The organism is Micrococcus sp. H39-S4 (assembly GCF_027158145.1).
In the GTDB taxonomy this organism is placed as follows: domain Bacteria; phylum Actinomycetota; class Actinomycetes; order Actinomycetales; family Micrococcaceae; genus Micrococcus; species Micrococcus luteus.
The window spans coordinates 171,196-190,486 of record NZ_JAPVLT010000001.1 but is presented as its reverse complement, the minus strand read 5'-3'; the positions used below and the strand labels follow the sequence as shown (position 1 = coordinate 190,486).

General features: G+C 72.8%; 20 protein-coding genes. 2 read left to right on the top strand and 18 right to left on the bottom strand.

Features of this window, described 5'->3' with window-relative positions; all coding sequences use genetic code 11:
• Positions 1-103 precede the first annotated feature (103 nt).
• Complete coding sequence (locus O3T09_RS00915; RefSeq protein WP_119217404.1) at positions 104-1,426, top strand: AI-2E family transporter; 1,323 nt, start codon at positions 104-106, stop codon at positions 1,424-1,426.
• 34 nt (positions 1,427-1,460) lie between these two features.
• Here O3T09_RS00915 and O3T09_RS00910 read toward each other — a convergent pair whose 3' ends face one another.
• Positions 1,461-1,820 (bottom strand): hypothetical protein, encoded by a 360-nt coding sequence (locus O3T09_RS00910; protein WP_036313038.1) that lies wholly within the window; start codon positions 1,818-1,820, stop codon positions 1,461-1,463.
• Positions 1,821-1,872: 52 nt separating this feature from the next.
• On the opposite strand from O3T09_RS00910, the gene nucS reads away from it, so the two are divergent.
• Positions 1,873-2,568, top strand: coding sequence for an endonuclease NucS (gene nucS / locus O3T09_RS00905; protein ID WP_002857250.1), 696 nt, complete (start codon positions 1,873-1,875; stop codon positions 2,566-2,568).
• A 14-nt stretch (positions 2,569-2,582) separates the two neighbouring features.
• On the opposite strand, the gene O3T09_RS00900 is transcribed toward nucS, so the two are convergent.
• From O3T09_RS00900 to thrC, 17 genes are all read right to left on the bottom strand, one after another.
• Positions 2,583-2,972, bottom strand: a complete 390-nt coding sequence (locus O3T09_RS00900; protein WP_223247525.1) for a DUF2550 family protein — start codon at positions 2,970-2,972, stop codon at positions 2,583-2,585.
• A 34-nt stretch (positions 2,973-3,006) separates the two neighbouring features.
• Positions 3,007-3,282: a F0F1 ATP synthase subunit epsilon gene (locus O3T09_RS00895; RefSeq protein WP_036313044.1), complete on the bottom strand. Its 276-nt coding sequence runs from the start codon at positions 3,280-3,282 to the stop codon at positions 3,007-3,009.
• Positions 3,283-3,288: 6 nt separating this feature from the next.
• Entirely contained in the window at positions 3,289-4,746 is a 1,458-nt protein-coding gene (atpD, locus tag O3T09_RS00890; protein ID WP_070708778.1) for a F0F1 ATP synthase subunit beta, read from the bottom strand.
• A gap of 53 nt (positions 4,747-4,799) precedes the next feature.
• Positions 4,800-5,693, bottom strand: coding sequence for a F0F1 ATP synthase subunit gamma (locus O3T09_RS00885; RefSeq protein ID WP_044659203.1), 894 nt, complete (start codon positions 5,691-5,693; stop codon positions 4,800-4,802).
• An 83-nt stretch (positions 5,694-5,776) separates the two neighbouring features.
• Positions 5,777-7,411 (bottom strand): F0F1 ATP synthase subunit alpha, encoded by a 1,635-nt coding sequence (gene atpA / locus O3T09_RS00880; RefSeq protein WP_036334989.1) that lies wholly within the window; start codon positions 7,409-7,411, stop codon positions 5,777-5,779.
• A 90-nt stretch (positions 7,412-7,501) separates the two neighbouring features.
• Complete coding sequence (locus tag O3T09_RS00875) at positions 7,502-8,317, bottom strand: F0F1 ATP synthase subunit delta (protein ID WP_070708777.1); 816 nt, start codon at positions 8,315-8,317, stop codon at positions 7,502-7,504.
• A complete protein-coding gene (locus tag O3T09_RS00870) occupies positions 8,314-8,868 on the bottom strand; it encodes a F0F1 ATP synthase subunit B (protein ID WP_070708776.1) in 555 nt (184 codons plus the stop codon). Before O3T09_RS00870 ends, O3T09_RS00875 begins: the two co-directional genes overlap by 4 nt.
• Positions 8,869-8,952: 84 nt before the next feature.
• Positions 8,953-9,168, bottom strand: a complete 216-nt coding sequence (locus O3T09_RS00865; RefSeq protein WP_002857264.1) for an ATP synthase subunit C — start codon at positions 9,166-9,168, stop codon at positions 8,953-8,955.
• Between the two features lie 150 nt (positions 9,169-9,318).
• Positions 9,319-10,119: a F0F1 ATP synthase subunit A gene (gene atpB, locus O3T09_RS00860; protein WP_269295269.1), complete on the bottom strand. Its 801-nt coding sequence runs from the start codon at positions 10,117-10,119 to the stop codon at positions 9,319-9,321.
• Between the two features lie 231 nt (positions 10,120-10,350).
• Complete coding sequence (locus O3T09_RS00855; protein ID WP_227448602.1) at positions 10,351-10,785, bottom strand: hypothetical protein; 435 nt, start codon at positions 10,783-10,785, stop codon at positions 10,351-10,353.
• Positions 10,782-11,921, bottom strand: coding sequence for an MraY family glycosyltransferase (locus tag O3T09_RS00850; protein WP_159833037.1), 1,140 nt, complete (start codon positions 11,919-11,921; stop codon positions 10,782-10,784). Before O3T09_RS00850 ends, O3T09_RS00855 begins: the two co-directional genes overlap by 4 nt.
• Before the next feature lie 9 nt (positions 11,922-11,930).
• Entirely contained in the window at positions 11,931-12,662 is a 732-nt protein-coding gene (locus O3T09_RS00845) for an L-threonylcarbamoyladenylate synthase (protein WP_049161492.1), read from the bottom strand.
• Positions 12,659-13,561 carry a peptide chain release factor N(5)-glutamine methyltransferase gene (prmC, locus tag O3T09_RS00840; RefSeq protein ID WP_269295268.1) on the bottom strand — a complete coding sequence of 301 codons (903 nt, stop codon included), beginning with the start codon at positions 13,559-13,561 and terminating at the stop codon, positions 12,659-12,661. Before prmC ends, O3T09_RS00845 begins: the two co-directional genes overlap by 4 nt.
• A complete protein-coding gene (prfA, locus tag O3T09_RS00835) occupies positions 13,558-14,667 on the bottom strand; it encodes a peptide chain release factor 1 (RefSeq protein ID WP_044659208.1) in 1,110 nt (369 codons plus the stop codon). Before prfA ends, prmC begins: the two co-directional genes overlap by 4 nt.
• A gap of 115 nt (positions 14,668-14,782) precedes the next feature.
• Complete coding sequence (gene rho, locus O3T09_RS00830; RefSeq protein ID WP_269295267.1) at positions 14,783-16,900, bottom strand: transcription termination factor Rho; 2,118 nt, start codon at positions 16,898-16,900, stop codon at positions 14,783-14,785.
• A 320-nt stretch (positions 16,901-17,220) separates the two neighbouring features.
• Entirely contained in the window at positions 17,221-18,174 is a 954-nt protein-coding gene (gene thrB / locus O3T09_RS00825) for a homoserine kinase (protein WP_069942035.1), read from the bottom strand.
• 3 nt (positions 18,175-18,177) lie between these two features.
• Positions 18,178-19,290, bottom strand: coding sequence for a threonine synthase (thrC, locus tag O3T09_RS00820; RefSeq protein ID WP_036313078.1), 1,113 nt, complete (start codon positions 19,288-19,290; stop codon positions 18,178-18,180).
• Position 19,291: the final 1 nt, after the last annotated feature.

Sequence of the window (19,291 nt, the reverse complement as noted above, 5' to 3'; positions counted from 1 at the left end):
CGGGGCCGCCCCGTCGCCGGGGCGAGGGGCGTTGTCACTGGGCCCCACGGTAGCCTCCCGGGCGCGGCGCGGTCAGGCCGGGGCCCTGACGTACGCTGAGCGCGTGGAGGAGAAGGAGACCGCATCCGGCCCGGATGCCACCGGCGTCGCCGACGTCCGTGGCCCGGCCGAGCCCGAGGGCGCCGAGCAGCCGCCCGTGGCCGGCGTCCCCGTGGAGCCGGTCGGGGTGGCCGCCGCGCCGCCGTCGCACGGGCCGACGCCCGCCGGGCGTCGTCGACTGCCCCGCCTGGGCTCCGTCCTGCGGCGGCGCCGACCCTTCCTCGAGGAGGACCGGGTGGACCCCGAGTCGGTCCCCGTCGACGGCGCCGAGGATCCGGCGGTCGCGGCCGTGGCTCTCGAGTCCCCCGTGCTGACCGGCTTCCTGCTCGCGGTGGGCGTGGCCCTGGCCATCGGCGTCGTCTCGGTGCTGCGCACGAACGGACAGCTCATCGTGTGGATCGCCGCGGCCCTGTTCATCGCCCTGGGCCTGGATCCGCTGGTGCGCCGGGTCGAGTCCTGGGGCGCGCCCCGGTGGGTCGGCGTGCTCACGGCCGCGCTCGGCCTGGCCGCCGTGGCCGGGGCGTTCGTCGCCCTCCTGGTCCCCACGGTGATCGAGCAGTCCACGCAGCTGGTCCAGGACCTGCCGGCCATCATCGACGGGGTGATGACCGCCGAGTGGTTCGTGCAGCTCGACGAGGAGTTCCACCTCCAGGAGGCCGTTCGCGCCCAGACCGAGCGCCTCGCCGCCGACGGCGTCGCCGTCACCGACCTGTTCGGCGGGCTCCTCGGCTTCGGCCAGACCGTGCTGAACGCCGTCTTCTCGGTGCTCGTGGTGGTCGTGCTGACGCTGTACTTCCTCTCCTCCCTGCCGCACATGAAGTACTGGGCCTACCGGCTCGCACCGCGTTCGCGCCGGCCCCGGATCGAGGCGCTGTCCGAGCAGATCACCTCCTCGGTCGGCCACTACGTGATGGGCCAGTCCTTCGTGGCCGCCCTCAACGGCGCGGTGGCGTTCACGGCGCTGGCCATCGCCGGCGCCCCCTTCGCCGTCCTGCTCGCCGCGATCGCCGCCTTCATGGCGTTCATCCCGCTGGTGGGCGCCGCGATCGGCGGCACGCTGCTGACCCTCGTGAGCCTGCTGACCTCGTGGCAGACCGCCGCCGTGTTCGCGGCCATCTACTTCGTCTACCTGCAGATCGAGGCCTACGTCATCTCGCCGCGCGTCATGGCACGCGCGGTGTCCGTGCCGGCGGCCGTGGCCGTGATCGCGGTGATCGCCGGAGGCGCGCTGCTCGGCGTCCTCGGCGCCCTCATGGCGATCCCGCTCGCCGCCGCGCTGCTGCTGCTGGTCCGCGAGGTCTTCATCCCCCGCCAGGACGCCCGGTAGGCCCACGACGGCGGCGCGGCCCGGACCGTCGCGGTCAGCGGCCCGGGCGGGTGCGCCAGCACACCGGGTGCCAGTGCCGCCGGTCCGCCCCCGCGTCCTCGTCCCCCATGATCCAGTCCGCGCGCCAGGCCACGAGGTGCGCCTGGCCCTGCCGGATCACCCGACCGCAGCCAGGGCACATGTAGTCCTTCACCGCGCGCCACGCGGGGATCTGCCGGACGTGCCATCCGCCGTCGGACCCGGACTGGCGCGAGTAGCCCGCGTCCAGGCCGAGGAGCTCCTCGAGCGGGTCGGACCGCCCCGGCGACGGCCGGGACCGCCGGGAGACGCCGGAGGCCCCGCGCTCGCTCCGCCGAGGCGCGGACGAGCGGCGGGGACGGTTCGAACGGGGCATGTCCCCATGCTGACACACGAGCGGGTGGGCACGGTCCGCCTAGGATGGACCGGTGCGACTCGTCATTGCCCGCTGCTCCGTGACCTATGAGGGCCGCCTGAACGCCCACCTGCCCACCGCCACCCGCCTGCTCATGGTGAAGGCGGACGGCTCGGTGCTGGTGCACTCCGACGGCGGTTCCTACAAGCCCCTCAACTGGATGTCGCCGCCCGCGACCCTGCACGTGGAGGAGCCCTCCCCCGATCAGGCCGACCAGGGGGTGACGCAGGTCTGGCGCGTACAGGCCAAGAAGTCCGACGACCGACTCATCGTGCTCATCGAGGAGGTCCTGGCGGACGACTCCCACGAGCTCGGCGTGGACCCCGGCCTCGTCAAGGACGGCGTGGAGGCGGATCTGCAGCGTCTGCTGGCCGAGCAGATCAGCCTGCTCGGCGACGGCCACACCCTCGTGCGCCGCGAGTACATGACGGCGATCGGCCCCGTCGACATCCTGGCCCGCGACGCCGACGGCGGCACCGTGGCGGTCGAGCTCAAGCGCCGCGGGGACATCGACGGGGTCGAGCAGCTCACCCGCTACCTCGAGCTGATGAACCGGGACCCGCTCCTGGCGCCCGTGCGCGGCGTGTTCGCGGCCCAGCAGATCAAGCCCCAGGCCCGCACCCTCGCCGAGGACCGCGGCATCCGCTGCGTCACCCTCGACTACGACGCGATGCGCGGCGTGGACGACGCCGAGTCCCGCCTGTTCTGAGGCGCCGGGCGGGCTCAGCGACGCCAGAAGGACGACGCCGCGGACGGCCCCGCCTCGCTCCAGGCGCGCAGGGCGCCGGCGTCGTCGGGGTCGACGACGACGCGCACCGGACGTGCGCCGGCGCTCAGCTCCAGGACGGCCCGGCCGGCCTCGTCCGCCGGGAGGCGGTCGATCTGCAGGCGGCTCCGGTCCGCGCTCCAGCGCTCCCGCGAGAGGCGCCAGCCCCCGGTGAGGCGCAGGCGGGACTCGTCGTAGACGCCGATCACGCGCTCACGCCCCGGGCCCTCCCGCTCCAGGACCGCCGGGAAGGCGGCCGTGACACGGGCGAGGGCCCGGCGCCGCATCACCAGGGCGAGTGCCGACAGCACGATGACTGCCACCACGGTCGCCGAGGCGATGAGCACCGGGCCCTCCACCGTCAGGTCCTGCCGCGCCGCGTCAGGCCGCCGCGGCGTCGCCCAGCCGGGCGGACGTCGCGGCGATCACGACACGGTCGTGGTCCACGGAGAAGAAGCCGCCGCGGGCCTGCGCGGTCACGGTGCCGCCGTCCGTGGTCCGCACCACGACCTCGCCGTCGCCGAGGACGGCCAGCATCGGGGTGTGGCCCGGGAGGATGCCGATCTCACCGTTGACGGTGCGCGCCGACACGGCCGACGCGGCGCCCGACCAGATGGACCGCTCCTCGGAGACGATCTCGACGTTGAGCTCAGCCATGATCGATCAGCCCTCGGCCTGGATCTTGGCCCACTCGCGCTCGACGTCGTCCAGGCCGCCCACGTTGTAGAAGGCCTGCTCCGCGACGTGGTCCAGGTCGCCGTCGGCGATGGCCTTGAAGCCCTCGACGGTGTCCTTGACCGGCACGGTGGAGCCCTCGACGCCGGTGAACTGCTTGGCGGTGTAGGTGTTCTGCGAGAGGAACTGCTCGATCTTGCGGGCGCGGCCCACGGTGATCTTGTCCTCCTCGGAGAGCTCGTCCACACCGAGGATCGCGATGATGTCCTGCAGCTCCTTGTTCTTCTGCAGGATCTGCTTCACGCGGATGGCCACGTCGTAGTGGTCCTGGCCCACGTACTGCGGGTCGAGGATGCGCGAGGTCGAGGCCAGCGGGTCCACGGCCGGGTACAGGCCACGGGACGCGAGGTCACGGGTCAGGTTGGTGGTCGCGTCCAGGTGCGCGAACACGTTGGCCGGGGCCGGGTCGGTGTAGTCGTCCGCGGGGACGTACACGGCCTGCATCGAGGTGATGGAGTGGCCGCGGGTCGAGGTGATGCGCTCCTGGAGCACACCCATCTCGTCCGCCAGGTTCGGCTGGTAGCCCACGGCGGAGGGCATGCGGCCCAGCAGCGTGGAGACCTCGGAACCGGCCTGCGAGAAGCGGAAGATGTTGTCGATGAACAGCAGCACGTCCTGGTTCTGCACATCGCGGAAGTACTCCGCCATGGTCAGCGCGGACAGGGCCACGCGCAGACGCGTGCCCGGCGGCTCGTCCATCTGGCCGAACACGAGGGCGGTGTCCTTGAGGACGTCCGCCTCCTCCATCTCGACCCAGAGGTCGTTGCCCTCACGGGTGCGCTCGCCGACGCCGGCGAACACGGAGGTGCCGCCGAAGTTGCGGGCCACACGGGTGATCATCTCCTGGATGAGCACGGTCTTGCCCACGCCGGCGCCGCCGAACAGGCCGATCTTGCCGCCCTTGATGTAGGGGGTCAGCAGGTCGATGACCTTGATGCCGGTCTCCAGCATCTCGGTGGAGCCCTCGAGGGACGCGAAGTTCGGGGCCGGGCGGTGGATCGGCCAGCGGTCCTCGGCCTGCAGCTGCGAGGTCGGCATGTCCAGGGTCTCGCCGAGCACGTTGAAGATGTGGCCCTTCACGGCGTCACCGACCGGCACCGAGATGGGGGCACCGGTGTCCACGACGTCGGTGCCGCGCACCAGGCCGTCGGTGGACTGCAGGGAGATGGCGCGGACCATGTTGTCGCCGAGGTGCTGGGCGACCTCGAAGGTGACCGTGCGGCGCTGGCCGTTGAGGTCGATCTCGGTGGTCAGCGCGTTGTAGATCTCCGGCATCGCGTTGGCCGGGAACTCGGCGTCGATCACGGGGCCGATGACGCGGGACACGCGTCCGGTGGCACCGCCGGTGGGGGTCCCGGTGCCCTGGTCAGTGATGGTGGCAGTCATCTCTCTCACTTCTATCGTGTGTGGATGGCGAGTCTGGTGAGTCCCGAACGGGCTCAGGAGTTGTTGAGCGCGTCCGCGCCCGCGATGAGCTCGGTGAGCTCCTGGGTGATCTCGGCCTGACGGGCGTTGTTCATCAGGAGGGTGTAGTCCTTGATGAGGCTCGTGGCGTTGTCGCCCGCCGACTTCATGGCGCGCTGACGGTTGGCGAGCTCCGAGGCCGCCGACTGCAGCATCGCGTTGAAGATGCGCGACTCGATGTACTTGGGCAGCAGCGCGTCGAGGACCTCCTCCGCGTCCGGCTCGTACTCGTAGAGCGGCAGCACGTCCTCGGCGGTGGCGGCCTCCTCCTCGACGACCTCGAGGGGCAGCAGGCGCACCACGTGGGGGTTCTGCTTCACGAGCGAGACGAACTCGGTGAACACGACGTGGATCTCGTCCACGCCGCCGTCCGCCGTGTCCGTGAGGAACGCGTCCACGAGCACCTCGCCGATCTCGGCGGCGCGCTCGGCGACGGGGGCGTCCGTCTGACCGGTCCACAGCTTCTTGTAGCCGCGGCCGCGGAAGTCGAAGTACGTCTGCGCCTTGCGGCCGACGACGTACACGTCCACGTCCTTGCCCTCCTCGCCGAGGCGGGAGAGGAGCTGCTCGGCCTTGCGCAGCACGTTCGCGGAGTACGCGCCGGCGAGGCCGCGGTCCGAGGACATGATGAGCACGGCCGCCCGGGTCGGGTTCTCGGGCTCCGTGGTGAGGACATGATCGATGTCGTGCTGGCTCGACACGGCCGAGACGGCGCGGGTGATCGCGTTCGCGTAGGGCAGCGACGCGCTGACGCGCTCACGTGCCTTGGTGATGCGAGACGTGGCGATCAGCTCCATCGCCTTGAAGATCTTCTTCATCGACGACGTCGACGCGATCTTCTGACGGTAGACCCGGATCTGGGCTCCCATGGTGGTCCTTTCCCTGGCGGGAGGGCGGCCCGGCGTCGTCCCCGTGGGGTCCGACGCCGGACCGCTCCCTCACCGACCGGCGGTCAGCGCTTCTGCTTGGTGATCTGCTCCTGCGCGACCTGGTCCTGCTCGATCGCGCGGTGCTCCTCGTGGCCGGCCTGCACGCCGCCGTCCTCGGAGGACTGGAAGCCCTTGGAGAACTCGGCGACGGCCGACTCGAGCGCGGACACGGTGCCGTCCTCGAGCTTGCCGGTGGAGGCGATGTCGGTCAGGACGGAGGTGTGGCGACGCAGGTGGTCGATGAACTCGCGCTCGAAGCGCAGCACGTCCTGCACCGGCACCTCGTCGAGGTGGCCCTTGGAGCCGGCCCAGATGGACACGACCTGCTCCTCGACCGGGTAGGGCGAGTACTGCGGCTGCTTGAGCAGCTCCATGAGGCGCTCACCGCGGGCGAGCTGGCGGCGGGTGGCCGGGTCCAGGTCCGAGGCGAACATGGAGAACGCCTGCTGGTCGCGGTACTGCGCCAGGTCCAGCTTCAACGTGCCGGAGACCTTCTTCATGGCCTTGACCTGGGCGGCGCCGCCCACGCGGGACACCGAGATGCCCACGTCCACGGCGGGACGCTGGTTGGCGTTGAACAGGTCCGACTGCAGGAAGATCTGGCCGTCGGTGATGGAGATGACGTTGGTCGGGATGTAGGCCGAGACGTCGTTCGCCTTGGTCTCGATGATCGGCAGGCCGGTCATCGAGCCCGCGCCCATCTCGTCCGAGAGCTTGGCGCAGCGCTCGAGGAGCCGGGAGTGCAGGTAGAAGACGTCGCCCGGGTAGGCCTCGCGGCCCGGCGGGCGGCGCAGCAGCAGGGAGACGGCACGGTAGGCCTCGGCCTGCTTCGACAGGTCGTCGAAGATGATCAGCACGTGCTTGCCGCCGTACATCCAGTGCTGGCCGATGGCCGAGCCGGCGTAGGGGGCGAGGTACTTGAAGCCGGCCGGGTCGGACGCCGGGGAGGCCACGATGGTGGTGTACTCCAGGGCGCCGTGCTCCTCCAGCGTGGCGCGGACGCCGGCGATGGTGGAGGCCTTCTGGCCCACGGCCACGTAGACGCAGCGGACCTGCTTCTCGACGTCGCCCGACTCCCAGTTGGCCTTCTGGTTGAGGATCGTGTCGACGGCGATCGCGGTCTTGCCGGTCTGGCGGTCACCGATGATCAGCTGACGCTGGCCACGGCCGATCGGGATCATGGCGTCGATGGCCTTCATGCCGGTCTGCAGCGGCTCGTGGACCGACTTGCGCTCGGTCACGGTCGGCGCCTGCAGCTCGAGGGCACGGCGGCCCTCGGCCTCGATCGGGCCCAGGTCGTCGATGGGCTGGCCCAGCGGGTCCACCACGCGGCCCAGGAAGGCGTCGCCCACCGGGACGGAGAGGATCTCGCCGGTGCGCTGCACCTCCATGCCCTCGCGGATCTCCTGGAACTCGCCGAGGACGACGACACCGATCTCGCGGGTGTCGAGGTTCTGGGCCAGGCCCTGGATGCCGTTCTCGAAGCGCAGCAGCTCGTTCGCCATGACGGAGGGCAGACCCTCCACACGAGCGATGCCGTCCGCCGCGGAGATGACACGGCCGACCTCGGTGCGATCGGTGCCCGACGGTTCGTACGATGCCGCGAAATCGTTCAAGGCATTGCGGACATCGTCAGCGTTGATGGTCAATTCGGCCATCTGCAGTCCCTGCTCTCTGTGCTTGGTGATCATCGACGTGACGATGATGCTTACGTTCGTGGGTGTTCCGGATGCGGGCGGGAGCCGGCGTCAGCCGGCCATCCGCCGCTGGAGGTCGTGGAGGCGCGAGGCCATGGACCCGTCGACGACGTCGTCGCCGACCTGGACGCGGACGCCGCCCACCACGTGGGGGTCCACCGTCACGTCCATGACGAGATCGCGGCCGAAGGCGCGGCGCAGGCCCAGGGCCAGCCGCTCCTGCTGCTCGGCCTCGAGCGGCCGGGCCACGGTCACCTCGGCGATCCACTGGCGCTGCCGCTCGGCGACGACGTCCGCGGCCTTGCGGATAGCGGCGGACGGCTTCAGGCCGCGCGGGGCCGAGACGGCGCGCTCGACCAGCAGTCGGCCGGCCGGACTGGCCGACGCGCCCAGGAGACGACCGGCCAGAGCGGCCCGTGCCTCGAGGGGTGCGTGCTGATCGGTGAGCGCCCGCTGCACCTCGTGCGAGTCCTCCACCGTGCGGTTGAAGGCCAACAGCTCGCCCAAGAGGGCGGCCAGGCCCGCGTGTCCGCCGCGTGCGGCCTCCGCGGCGGCCGCGTGCACAGCCACCGTCTCGAGGGCGTCCCCGAGATCGCGCTCCGCCGACCAGCGGCGGCCGGCCAGGTCCTTGAGGACCTGCAGTGCACCGGGGGTCACCCGGGCGCCGAACAGCGAGTCGACGAGGCCGTGACGGCGCTCGGTGGTCCAGGCGGGGTCGGTCAGGGCGCGGCGCAGGGCGCCGTGCTCGTCCACCACGTCCAGCGCGCCGAACAGCTCGCGTGCCAGGGCCACGCCGCCCTCGTCCAGCACCGGACCGACGGCCTCCAGGGAGGCGGCCAGGGAGTCCCTCGATGCGCCCGTCATCATTCGGCGACACCTGCGCTCTGGTGACGGTCCAGGTCAGCCAGGAAGCGGTCGACCACGCGCTGCGAGCGGGCGTCGTCCTCGAGGGACTCGCCCACGATCTTGCTGGCCAGGGTCGTGGCCAGCGAACCGACCTCGCCCTTGAGCTGCGCGGCGGCCTGCTGACGCTCGGCGGCGATCTGCGCCTGCGCCTGCTCGGAGATGCGCGTCGCCTCGGCGGTCGCGCGCTCGCGCGCCTCGGCCACGATCTCGGCGGCCTCGGTGCGGGCATCCTCGCGGATGCGGTTCGCCTCGGTGCGGGCGTCCGCCAGCTGCGACTCGTAGTCCGCCATCATCGCGTTCGCCTCGGCCTGGGCCTTCTCAGCCTTGGCCAGACCGCCCTCGATCGCCTCGACACGGTCCTGGTAGGACTTCTCGAGGGTCGGGACGATGAACTTGATGACGATGAACATGAGCAGGGCGAAGCCCACCACGACGACGAGGATCTCCCACGGGTTGGGGATCAGGGGGTTGGCCCCCTCAGCCGCCGCGAGGATCAGTCCGTTGCTGATCATGTTTCAACCATCCTTCGGTCAAGAGTCCTGTGGAGATGGAGCACCGACGGTCTCACCGTGCGGGCGCTCCGTGGACGCGGCGCGTCAGGCGCCGATGACGAAGGCGAAGACGAGGCCCAGGATGGCGAGGGCCTCGGCGAGCGCGAAGCCCAGGAGGGCGATCGGCTGCAGGATGCGCTGGGCCTCCGGCTGACGGGCGACGCCGTTGATGTAGGCGGCGAAGATCAGGCCCACGCCGATGGCGGAGCCGATGGCGGCGAGGCCGTAGCCGATCATGTTGAGCGAACCGTGCAGTTCCATGGTGTTCCTTTCACGAGGCCGAGGTGTCCGGCCGGGTTGTGGAGGGTCGGCCTCCCGGGTGGTCCTCCTGCGGAGGGCCGGGAAGACTGGTGGCGGGCTCTCCCGCCGTACCGCAGCCGCCTGGGTCGTGCCCGAGGCGGCCCCGGAAGATCAGTGGTCGTTCGCGTCGATCGCGCCCTGGATGTAGATCGCGGTCAGCAGCGTGAAGACGAAGGCCTGCAGGTACATGATCAGCAGCTCGAGGAAGTACAGGGCCACCGAGCCGAGGATGACCAGGATGCCGGTGCCCTGCAGGGCCAGGCTGCCGGTCTGCGTGATCAGGTAGGCGGCGCCGGCGCCGGCGAGCATCACGATCATGTGGCCGGAGAGCATGGTGGCCATCAGACGCAGGGAGTGGGTCAGCGGGCGCACGATGAAGTTGGAGATGATCTCCAGCGGCACGAGCAGCGGCAGGATCCAACCGGGCACACCGGAGGGCACGACGGCCAGCTTCAGGTAGCGCACGCCGTGGCGCTTGATGCCGACGCCGATCCAGATCGCGTAGACGATGAGGGCCAGGCCGTAGGCGGCGCCCGCGTGGGAGAAGGTCGGCAGCTGCAGCACCGGGATGGCGCCGAACAGGTTGTTCAGCAGCACGAAGAAGAAGATGGCGAAGAGCAGCGGGACCCACTGCTTGAAGTTCTTCTCGCCCAGGATGTCCTTCGCAATGTCGTTCCGGACGAAGGAGTAGCCGGACTCGGCGAGCCACTGGGCCTTGCCGGGCACGAGCCGGGGACGGCGCATGGCCCACGCGAAGAAGGCGGTGATGAGCACCACGGAGAGCAGGACGAGCAGCATCTGCTTGCCGAAGCCGGTGCCGTACTCCGCACCCCAGGGGAAGATCTCCGAGAGGTGACCATCAGAGATGGTGGGGGGCACGAATGATGCGTTGGCCAGCACGAGGGTCAGCACGCGGTTCCTCTCCGAAGTGATGCAGTCGACGGGACCGCAGCCTCGTCCCCGGACCACAGGCGGGCGCCGCGACATTGCGGGGGTACCGGTGCGATGCGAGACACGGATGGCGGCAGATGGGCGCCGTCGAAGTGTTCGCCGCCAACGATACCAAACGGTGACCCGTGCTCCGTACCGCAGACGGGGCCCACGACATGGCCCGCGGCTCCGTGTCTTCGCCCCTCGGGCGGGTCAATCGGCGTAGATCCCGCGGCGGGTCCGGGCGAAGACGAGGACCTCCGCGGCCTGCCAGACGAGGATCGTCACGAGGGCGGAGATCGCCGCCGCGTCCGGCCGGACCCAGTCGGGGCGGGGCAGGGCCCCCAGCAGCACCGCGAACACCGCGATCTTGAGCACGAACAGCCCCACGCTGACCGGCAGCGCCGCCTCGCGCGCCCGGTCCCAGACGAGTGCCGTCGTCACCCCGGTGAGCGCCGAGAGCGCGAGCACCGCGCCGCCGCCCAACAGGGCGCTCCCGGCTGCCTCACCGCCGGCGGAGAGCAGCCACGCGGCGCACGTGATCGCCAGGGCAGCCCCCGCCGCGGCCAGGGACCACCCGAGGATCCCCCACCAGCCACGGCGGTTCTCCCAGCGGCGCCGGCGTCGGCGACCTCCCGCCCCGGTCACGCGTCCCCCCGCTCGTCCGGGTGGGCCGCGGCGTCGTTCCGGACCGCGCGACGGCGCTCCACGAGCGGATGCAGGGTGAGGTAGCCGGCTCCGGCCAGGGCCACGGCGAGCACGGGCAGGACGATCCTGTGGTCCACGAAGTTCAGGGACACCGCGCCCCAGGCCACGAGGAACGCCCAGAGCCAGAGCAGCGCGACGGCCTGCGCCTGGGTGTAGCCGCCGTCCACGAGCTTGTGGTGCAGGTGCCCGCGGTCCGCCGAGAAGGGGCTGGTGCCCTTGGCCGTCCGCCGCAGCACGGCCAGGGCGAGGTCCGCGAGCGGCAGTGCGAGGACGGCGACGGGCAGCAGGATCGGCATGTAGGCGGGGACGTTGCGGAAGCGCATCCCGTCCAGGGCGTTCACGTCCGCGGTCACGGCGACCGCGGCCGCGGCCATCAGCAGGCCGATGAGCATGGCCCCCACCTCGCCCATGAAGATGCGGGCCGGGGCCAGGTTCCACGGCAGGAAGCCCACGCACGCGCCGACGAGCAGGGCCATGAGCAGGGTGGCGAGGTTGGCGTAGTCGAACTGGTTGATGGTCCGCGTCAGCAGATACGAGTAGACGAAGAAGGCCGAGCCGCCGATCAGCGCGACGCCCGCCGCCAGGCCGTCCAGACCGTCCACGAAGTTGATCGCGTTCATCGTCAGCACCACGGCGAACACCGTGAGGATGACCTGCGTGGTCTCGTTCCCCACCGGGATCCAGCCCACCGGCATCGCCTCGATGCGGATCCCGCCCAGGGCCACCGCGAGCCCGGCCAGCACCTGGCCGGCCATCTTCACCCACCAGCGCAGGTCCCACATGTCGTCGGCGATGCCCACGATGAGCACGACGGCGACGGCGACCAGGAGCCCGCGCATCGCGGCGTCGTCCGCGTAGATCCCCTGGAGGAACGGCACGACTCCCCCGACGGCGAATCCCACCAGCACGGCCGCGGCCATGGCCACGCCGCCCAGCTTCGGCACGGGGTGCCGGTGCACGTCTCGCTGGCGCAGCGGGGTGAACACGCGCGCGCGCAGCCCCAGCCGGCGCATGAGGGGCGTCAGGGCCCCGCAGGCGACGGCCGTGACCACGACCAGGACGAGATACGCGCGCATGGGGGCCGGTCAGGCCTCCCGGTCGGCGGGGCGCGCCGCGGCGGCGTCGTCGGCCGCGATCCGCTCGGCGGCGACCGGCGGCTCCTCGCCCTCGGCGAGCAGGTCCGGCACCACCGCGCGCAGCTCTTCCAGGGGCACGGAGCCCTGCCGGGCCACCCGGAACGGGGTGACGGTGCAGTCCACGATCGTCGAGGGATCCCGGCTCTCGCGGGGGCCGGCGTCGAGGTAGAGGGCCACGGACTCCCCCAGCATCGAGCGGGCGGCGTCGGCGGTGGTGGCGGCGTCCATGCCGGTGCGGTTCGCACTGGAGACGGCCATGGGGCCGACGGCGTAGAGCAGCTCGCGGGCCACCGCGTCGTCCGGCACGCGCAGGGCGACGGTGCCGCGGGTCTCGCCGAGGTCCCAGGTCAGCGTGGGCTGGGACTTGAGGATGAGCGTGAGGGCGCCGGGCCAGAAGCGCTCGGCGAGGGCCTCGGCCTCCTCCGGCACGTCGTACGCGAGGCCCGCCATGACGCGGCGGTCCGCGATGAGCACGGGCGGCGGCATGGTGCGGCTGCGGCCCTTGGCGGCCAGCAGCACGGCCACGGCCAGCGGGGAGAACGCGTCCGCTCCGATGCCGTAGACGGTGTCCGTGGGCAGGACCACGCAGCCGCGGTCCGCGAGGACCTCGCGGGCGCGGGCCACGGCATTCTCGAGGGCGGCCGGATCCGAGACGTCGATGAAGTCACTCACGTCGGTCATTCTTCCACCTCCGCGCCCGCCGCGGCGTCGCAGGACCGGCGCGCCGTCAGGAACCGGTCTCGTCCGGTGAGGTCCGGGTGCACGCGGACGCCCGTGAACCGGGGGTCCGCGCCGAGGGTGGCCAGGAGCGCCGGGCCCTGCGTCTCGTGGTGCTCCATGGCGAAGAGGCCGCCCGGGGCGAGCAGGTCCGCCGCCCGGTGCGCGATGGCCCGCGGGACCCGCAGCCCGGGCGCGTCCCCGCCGTAGAGCGCCCGCGCCGGGTCCAGTCGGGCCTCGGGCTGGGCGGGCACCTCGGCCTCGGGCACATAGGGCGGGTTGCTCACGACGACGTCCACGCGGCCCTCGAGGTCGGGGCATGCGACAAGGGCATCGCCTTGTCGCAGGTCGACCCCGCGCGGGGCGAGGTTCCGCCGGGCCCAGTCGGCCGCCGTCGGGTCGAGCTCGACGGCGGTGACGGCGAGCGCGCGTCCCCGCGCCTCGCCCCACGCCGCGACGGCCGCGGCGATCGCGCCGGAGCCGGTGCACAGGTCCACCACGACGCCCGCCGCCGGCCGCGCGGCCAGGTCGGCCACGACGGTCTCCACGAGCAGCTCGGTCTCCGGCCGCGGGATGAAGACGCCCGGGCCGACCGCCAGGTCGAGCCCGTGGAAGTGCGCGACGCCGGTCAGGTGCTGGACGGGCTCGCGGGCGGCGCGGCGTCCGACGAGCGCCTCGAACGCCGCCGCCTGCGCGGGCTCGGCCACGGCCCCGGCGAACACCCGGGCCAGCAGCGCGCCGCGGTCGAGGCCGAGCACGTGGGCCAGCAGCAGCTCGGCGTCCACGCGCGGCGAGTCGATGCCCACCGCGGCCAGGCGGGCGGCGGCGTCGCGCAGCAGCGCGGACCAGGCCGGTGCGCTCACGCGTCCCCGCCCAGCGCGGCGAGCCGCCGCTCCTCGTCGAGGGCGAGGCAGGAGGCGATCACGGCCTCGAGGTCGCCGTCGAGGACCGCGTCGAGGTTGTGCGCCTTGTAGCCGGTGCGGTGGTCCGCGATCCGGTTCTCCGGGAAGTTGTAGGTGCGGATGCGTTCCGAGCGGTCCATGGTGCGCACCTGCGCGGCGCGCGCCGCGGAGTCCTCGGCGTCCTGCTCCGCCCGCTGCCGCTCGAGCAGCCGCGACCGCAGCACGCGCAGCGCGGCCTCGCGGTTCTGGATCTGGGACTTCTCGTTCTGCATGGAGACGACGATCCCCGTGGGCAGGTGCGTCAGGCGCACCGCGGAGTCGGTCGTGTTGACGGACTGGCCGCCCGGCCCGGAGGAGCGGAACACGTCCACCTTGAGGTCGTTCGGATCGAGGTGGACCTCGTCCGGGGCGTCCACCTCGGGCAGCACGAGCACGCCGGCGGCGGAGGTGTGGATGCGGCCCTGGGACTCGGTGACGGGCACGCGCTGCACGCGGTGCACGCCGCCCTCGAACTTGAGCCGGGCGTAGACGCCGTCGGCCGGGTCGGCCGCGCTCCCCCGCACCGCCACATGGACGTCCTTGTAGCCGCCCAGGTCGGAGTGCGTGGCGGAGAGGACCTCCGTCTTCCAGCCCCGGGACTCGGCGTAGCGCAGGTACATGCGCAACAGGTCGCCGGCGAACAGGGCCGCCTCCTCGCCGCCCTCGCCGCCCTTGATCTCGAGGATCACGTCGCGGGCGTCGTCGGGGTCGCGCGGGATCAGCAGCCGGCGCAGCCGTTCGGCGGCCTCCGCCTCGGCCGCCTCCAGACCGGGCACCTCGGCCGCGAAGGCCGCCGCGTCGTCGTCGCCGGCCGCGGCCAGCTCCCGCGCGTCGGCCAGCTCCTCCGCGGCCGCCGACCAGGCGCGGTGGGCCGTCACCACGGCGCCGAGCTCGGCGAACCGCCGGTTCAGCCGCCGGGCGAGCGCCGGGTCCTGGTGCACCGCCGGGTCGGACAGGCGCGCCGTCAGCTCGCGATGCTCCGCCAGGAGCCGATCCACGGCCTCGCGCCGCTGGTCCGAATCGAACACGTGCGTGCCTCTCCTCCTCCGGCCTCAGCGGGCCGGGCTGTCCGACGTGGACGGCCCCGCCCCGTCCGGCGGAGACGAGCTCCCCCGGGCGGGACGGGGCCGTGCGACGGGACGGTCAGTCGTCGCCCTTGGACCCCAGCGTGGTCTTGGAGACCAGCATGAGGAACTCGGCGTTGGACGCGGTGTCCTTGATCTTGTTGGTGAGCAGGTCGAGGGCCTGCTGCTGCTCGAGGCCGGAGAGCACCCGGCGCAGCTTCCACATGATCTTGACCTCCTCCTGCGAGAGCAGGGCCTCCTCGCGGCGGGTGCCGGACGCGTTGACGTCCACCGCCGGGAAGATGCGGCGCTCCGCGAGGTGACGGGACAGGCGCAGCTCCATGTTGCCGGTGCCCTTGAACTCCTCGAAGATCACCTCGTCCATGCGCGAGCCGGTCTCGACCAGCGCGGTGGCCAGGATGGTCAGCGAGCCGCCGTTCTCGATGTTGCGGGCGGCGCCGAAGAACTTCTTCGGCGGGTACAGCGCCGAGGAGTCCACACCGCCGGAGAGGATGCGGCCCGAGGCCGGGGCGGCCAGGTTGTAGGCGCGGCCCAGGCGGGTCATGGAGTCGAGCAGCACGACGACGTCGCGGCCCATCTCCACGAGGCGCTTGGCGCGCTCGATGGCCAGCTCGGCGAGCGTGGTGTGGTCGTCCGCCGGGCGGTCGAACGTGGAGGCGATGACCTCGCCGTCCACCGACCGCTGCATGTCGGTGACCTCCTCGGGGCGCTCGTCGACGAGCACCATCATGAGGTGGACCTCGGGGTTGTTCGTCTTGATCGCGTTGGCGATCGACTGCAGGATCATCGTCTTGCCGGCCTTGGGCGGGGAGACGATGAGGCCACGCTGGCCCTTGCCGATGGGGCTGACCAGATCGATCACGCGGGGGCCGATCAGCTTGGGATCGGTCTCCAGGCGCAGGCGCTCCTGCGGGTACAGGGGCACGAGCTTGCCGAACTCCACGCGCTGCGGGTGCTCGACGGCGGGCTGACCGTTGACCGAGGAGATCTTCACCAGGGCGTTGAACTTCTGACGGTTGGAGCCGCCACCGTGGTGCTGCTGCTTCTCGCCGTCGCGCGGGGCGCGGATCGCGCCGACGACGGCGTCGCCCTTGCGCAGACCGTACTTCTTCACCATGGCCAGGGAGACGTAGACGTCGTTCGGGCCCGGCAGGTAGCCGGAGGTGCGGACGAACGCGTAGTTGTCCAGCACGTCGAGGATGCCGGCCACGGGCTGCAGGACGTCGTCCTCGGTCAGCTCGGTCTCGTCGACCTCGGGGCCGCCGCGGCCACGGCGGTTGCGGCCGCGCTCGTTGCGGTTGCGGCGGTTGCGACGGTTGCGGCCGCCCTCGTCGTCGCGGTCGTCGCGGCGGCTGCGGTCCCCGCGTCCGCCGTCGCCCCGGCCGCCGTCCTCGGACTTGTCGCCGCGCTGCTCGCGGGAGCCGTCGCGGCCGTTCTCACGGTCCCGATTGTTCTCGCGGCCGTTCTCGCGGTCGCGGCCGTTCTCGCGGTCGCGGCCGTTGTCGCGGTCGCGGCCGTTGTCGCGGTCCCGCCCGTTGCGGCCGTTGCGGCCGCGGCCGTTCTCGCGCCCGTTGTCATCACGGTCCTCCCGGTCGCCGCGGCGGTCCGCGTCGGCGCCGTCCTCGCCCTGGGCGCCGTCGGAGCGACGGTCCTGACCCTGCTGGGCGTCGTCGTCGCCGGCGCGGCGGCGGCCGCGGGAACGGCGCTCGGACTGCGGGCGGTCCTCGCCCTCGTCGCGGGTCTCGGACCCCCCGGACCGATCCTGGTCCGAGGCGGTCTCCCGGGGGCCCTGCTCGGTCTGGGCCTCGCGGGCCTCGGCCTGGGGCTGCCCGTCCTGGGCGACGGCGGCCGGAGCGGAGGTGTCGGCGTCGGCGCGGCGCGAGCGGCGGCGGGCGGGGCGCTCGGCGGCCGGGGCGGCGTCCTCGGAGGACGCGGCCGCCGGGACGGCCTCGGCGGCGGGGGCCGCGGGGGCCTGGGCCGCGCGCTCGGCGGCGTCGCGGTCCGCCACGGAGCCGCCGCGCTGGTGGTCGGAGATCGCGGTCACCAGGTCGGCCTTGCGCATGCGCGAGCCGCCGGCGATGCCGAGCTGGGAGGCCAGGGCCTGGAGCTGGGCGAGCTTGAGCGAGGCCAGGCCACCGCCGTTCGTCGGCGTGGTCTGTTCCGTGGATTCGGTCACGAAGGTTCCTTCTCCCTCGAATGCGGCCCGGCGGCGCGTGGCGCGTCGGGCTGCGGTGTGCATCCGGTCGGGCCGCGCAGCGGCGCCCCAGAAAACCGGGTTTCATGGTGTGAACTCAGCAGTGGCGCCTCCCCTGATCGTGCGCAGTCGCTGCGTGACGGGGCGGAGGCGTCCGGACTCGACCGAGCCGGAGCGGATCCCGCACGCCGGCCGTGCGCAGCACGGGATGGATCGCGGCGGGGTTCCGGCCGACGGCGCACGGTGCGTCCGGCCGTCACAGGCCCGGGCACCGGAGACCCGGGCCGCGCGAGGCGGTGGGGTCAGCCGTGGTGGAGTGATTCCACCCTAACACCGTCCACGGCCACGCACGGCACCAGCACGCGCCAGGCGGCCGCCCCGTCCGCCGTCAGAGCACGCGCCGCCTCCGCGGCGTGCTCGGCCGCCTGGACGCCGTCGCACAGCGCGAGCACCGTGGGACCCGCGCCGGAGACGACGGCGGCGTGGCCGCGCTCGCGCAGCCCCGCGACCAGTGCGGCGCTGGCCGGCATGGTCACGGCGCGCGGCTCCTGGTGCAGCCAGTCCCGCGTGGCGGCCGGCAGCAGCGCGGGGTCCTCCGCCAGCGCGTGGACGAGCAGCGCGGCACGGCCGGCCTGGGCCGCCGCCACGGCGTGGGGCACCTCGGCGGGCAGCACGCCCCGGGCGACGTGGGTGGACAGCTCGGTGTCCGGGATCGCGACCACCGGCACCACGCGCTCGTGCAGCCGCAGCCGCGCCGTGGCCGGGCCGGGGACGTCGTCACGGGTCCAGGAGACGGTGGCCCCGCCCACGAGCGCGGGGGCGACGTTGTCCGGGTGCCCCTCGAAGCGGGTGGCCGCCTCGAGCAGGTCCGCGGGCGCCCGGCGCAGCGCGGCCGGCAGCAGGGCCTCGGCCGCGGCGTAGGCCGCGACGACGGCGGCCGCGGACGAGCCGAGCCCGCGGGCGTGCGGGATCCGGTTCACGGCGCGCAGGTGCAGCCCCGGCGCGGTGAACCCGCGGTCCCGCAGGTGCTCGTGCGCCAGGCGCAGGATCAGGTGCGCGCCGTCCCGCGGCAGGGTGGCCTCCCCCTCCCCCACGACCTCCGCGACGTCGGGGCCCGCCACGACCGTGAGCGTCACCTCGTCGCGCAGCTCCAGGGCCAGGCCCATCGAGTCGAAGCCGGGGCCGAGGTTGGCGGAGGTGGCGGGGACGGAGACGGACGCGGCGGTCCCGGGCGCCAGCGGCTGCGGTGCGGCCATGGCTCAGCTCAGGCCGAGGGCCTGGGCGACGGTGACCACGTCGAACGGCACCGAGCGCGGGGTCACGTCGGCGCCGTCGGCGCCGCGCAGGGCCCACTGCGGGTCCTTGAGGCCGTGGCCGGTGACGGTGATGACCCAGCTCTTGCCGGCCGGCACGTTCCCGGCGGCGTGGTGCTTGAGCAGCCCGGCGACGCCGGCGGCGGAGGCGGGCTCGACGAACACGCCCTCCTTCGCGGAGAGCCAGCGGTGGGCCTCGAGGATCTCCTCGTCCGTGACGGAGTCGATCATCCCGCCGGACTCGTCGCGGGCGGCCTCGGCCTGCTCCCACGAGGCCGGGTTGCCGATCCGGATGGCGGTGGCGATCGTGTCCGGGTCGGTCACGGGGTGGCCCTGGACGATCGGGGCGGCGCCCGCGGCCTGGAAGCCCCACATCACGGGGGTCTTCGTGGCCACCGCGGGCAGCTCGGCGTCCGAGGCGCCCTCGTGCGGGTTCACGTAGGGGGCGGCGTACTCGCGGTAGCCCTTCCAGTACGCGGTGATGTTGCCCGCGTTGCCCACGGGCAGCAGGTGGTAGTCCGGGGCGTCGCCGAGGGTGTCCACGACCTCGAACGCGCCGGTCTTCTGCCCCTCGATGCGGGCCGGGTTGACGGAGTTCACGAGGAACACGGGGTAGTTCTCGGCCAGCTTGCGGGCCACCTCGAGGCAGTCGTCGAAGTTGCCCTGCACCTGGAGGATCTCCGCGCCGTGGGCCACGGCCTGGGACATCTTGCCCATCGAGATCTTCCCCTCGGGCACGAGCACGGCGCACGTGATCCCGGCCTGCGCGGCGTAGGCCGCCGCCGAGGCGGACGTGTTGCCGGTGGACGCGCAGACGACGGCCTTCGCGCCGTCCGCGACGGCGGCGGTGATCGCCATGGTCATGCCGCGGTCCTTGAAGGAGCCGGTCGGGTTCATGCCCTCGAACTTCACGTGCACGGTGCCCTGCACCAGCTCGGAGAGGTGGGGGGCGTGGATGAGCGGGGTGCCGCCCTCGCCGAGGGTGATCACGCGCGTGTCCTCGGTGACGGGCAGGCGGTCGGCGTACTCGCGGACGACGCCGCGCCACTGGTGGGCCATG

Coding starts and splice junctions, on each gene's coding strand:
- O3T09_RS00865 (WP_002857264.1), bottom strand. CDS start 9,168: ATGGAACTGCACGGTTCGCTCAACATGATCGGCTACGGCCTCGCCGCC.
- thrC (WP_036313078.1), bottom strand. CDS start 19,290: ATGGCCCACCAGTGGCGCGGCGTCGTCCGCGAGTACGCCGACCGCCTG.
- O3T09_RS00885 (WP_044659203.1), bottom strand. CDS start 5,693: ATGGGAGCCCAGATCCGGGTCTACCGTCAGAAGATCGCGTCGACGTCG.
- O3T09_RS00850 (WP_159833037.1), bottom strand. CDS start 11,921: ATGCGCGCGTATCTCGTCCTGGTCGTGGTCACGGCCGTCGCCTGCGGG.
- O3T09_RS00870 (WP_070708776.1), bottom strand. CDS start 8,868: ATGATCAGCAACGGACTGATCCTCGCGGCGGCTGAGGGGGCCAACCCC.
- atpA (WP_036334989.1), bottom strand. CDS start 7,411: ATGGCCGAATTGACCATCAACGCTGACGATGTCCGCAATGCCTTGAAC.
- O3T09_RS00910 (WP_036313038.1), bottom strand. CDS start 1,820: ATGCCCCGTTCGAACCGTCCCCGCCGCTCGTCCGCGCCTCGGCGGAGC.
- O3T09_RS00895 (WP_036313044.1), bottom strand. CDS start 3,282: ATGGCTGAGCTCAACGTCGAGATCGTCTCCGAGGAGCGGTCCATCTGG.
- thrB (WP_069942035.1), bottom strand. CDS start 18,174: ATGGCCGCACCGCAGCCGCTGGCGCCCGGGACCGCCGCGTCCGTCTCC.
- atpD (WP_070708778.1), bottom strand. CDS start 4,746: ATGACTGCCACCATCACTGACCAGGGCACCGGGACCCCCACCGGCGGT.
- O3T09_RS00875 (WP_070708777.1), bottom strand. CDS start 8,317: ATGATGACGGGCGCATCGAGGGACTCCCTGGCCGCCTCCCTGGAGGCC.
- O3T09_RS00845 (WP_049161492.1), bottom strand. CDS start 12,662: ATGACCGACGTGAGTGACTTCATCGACGTCTCGGATCCGGCCGCCCTC.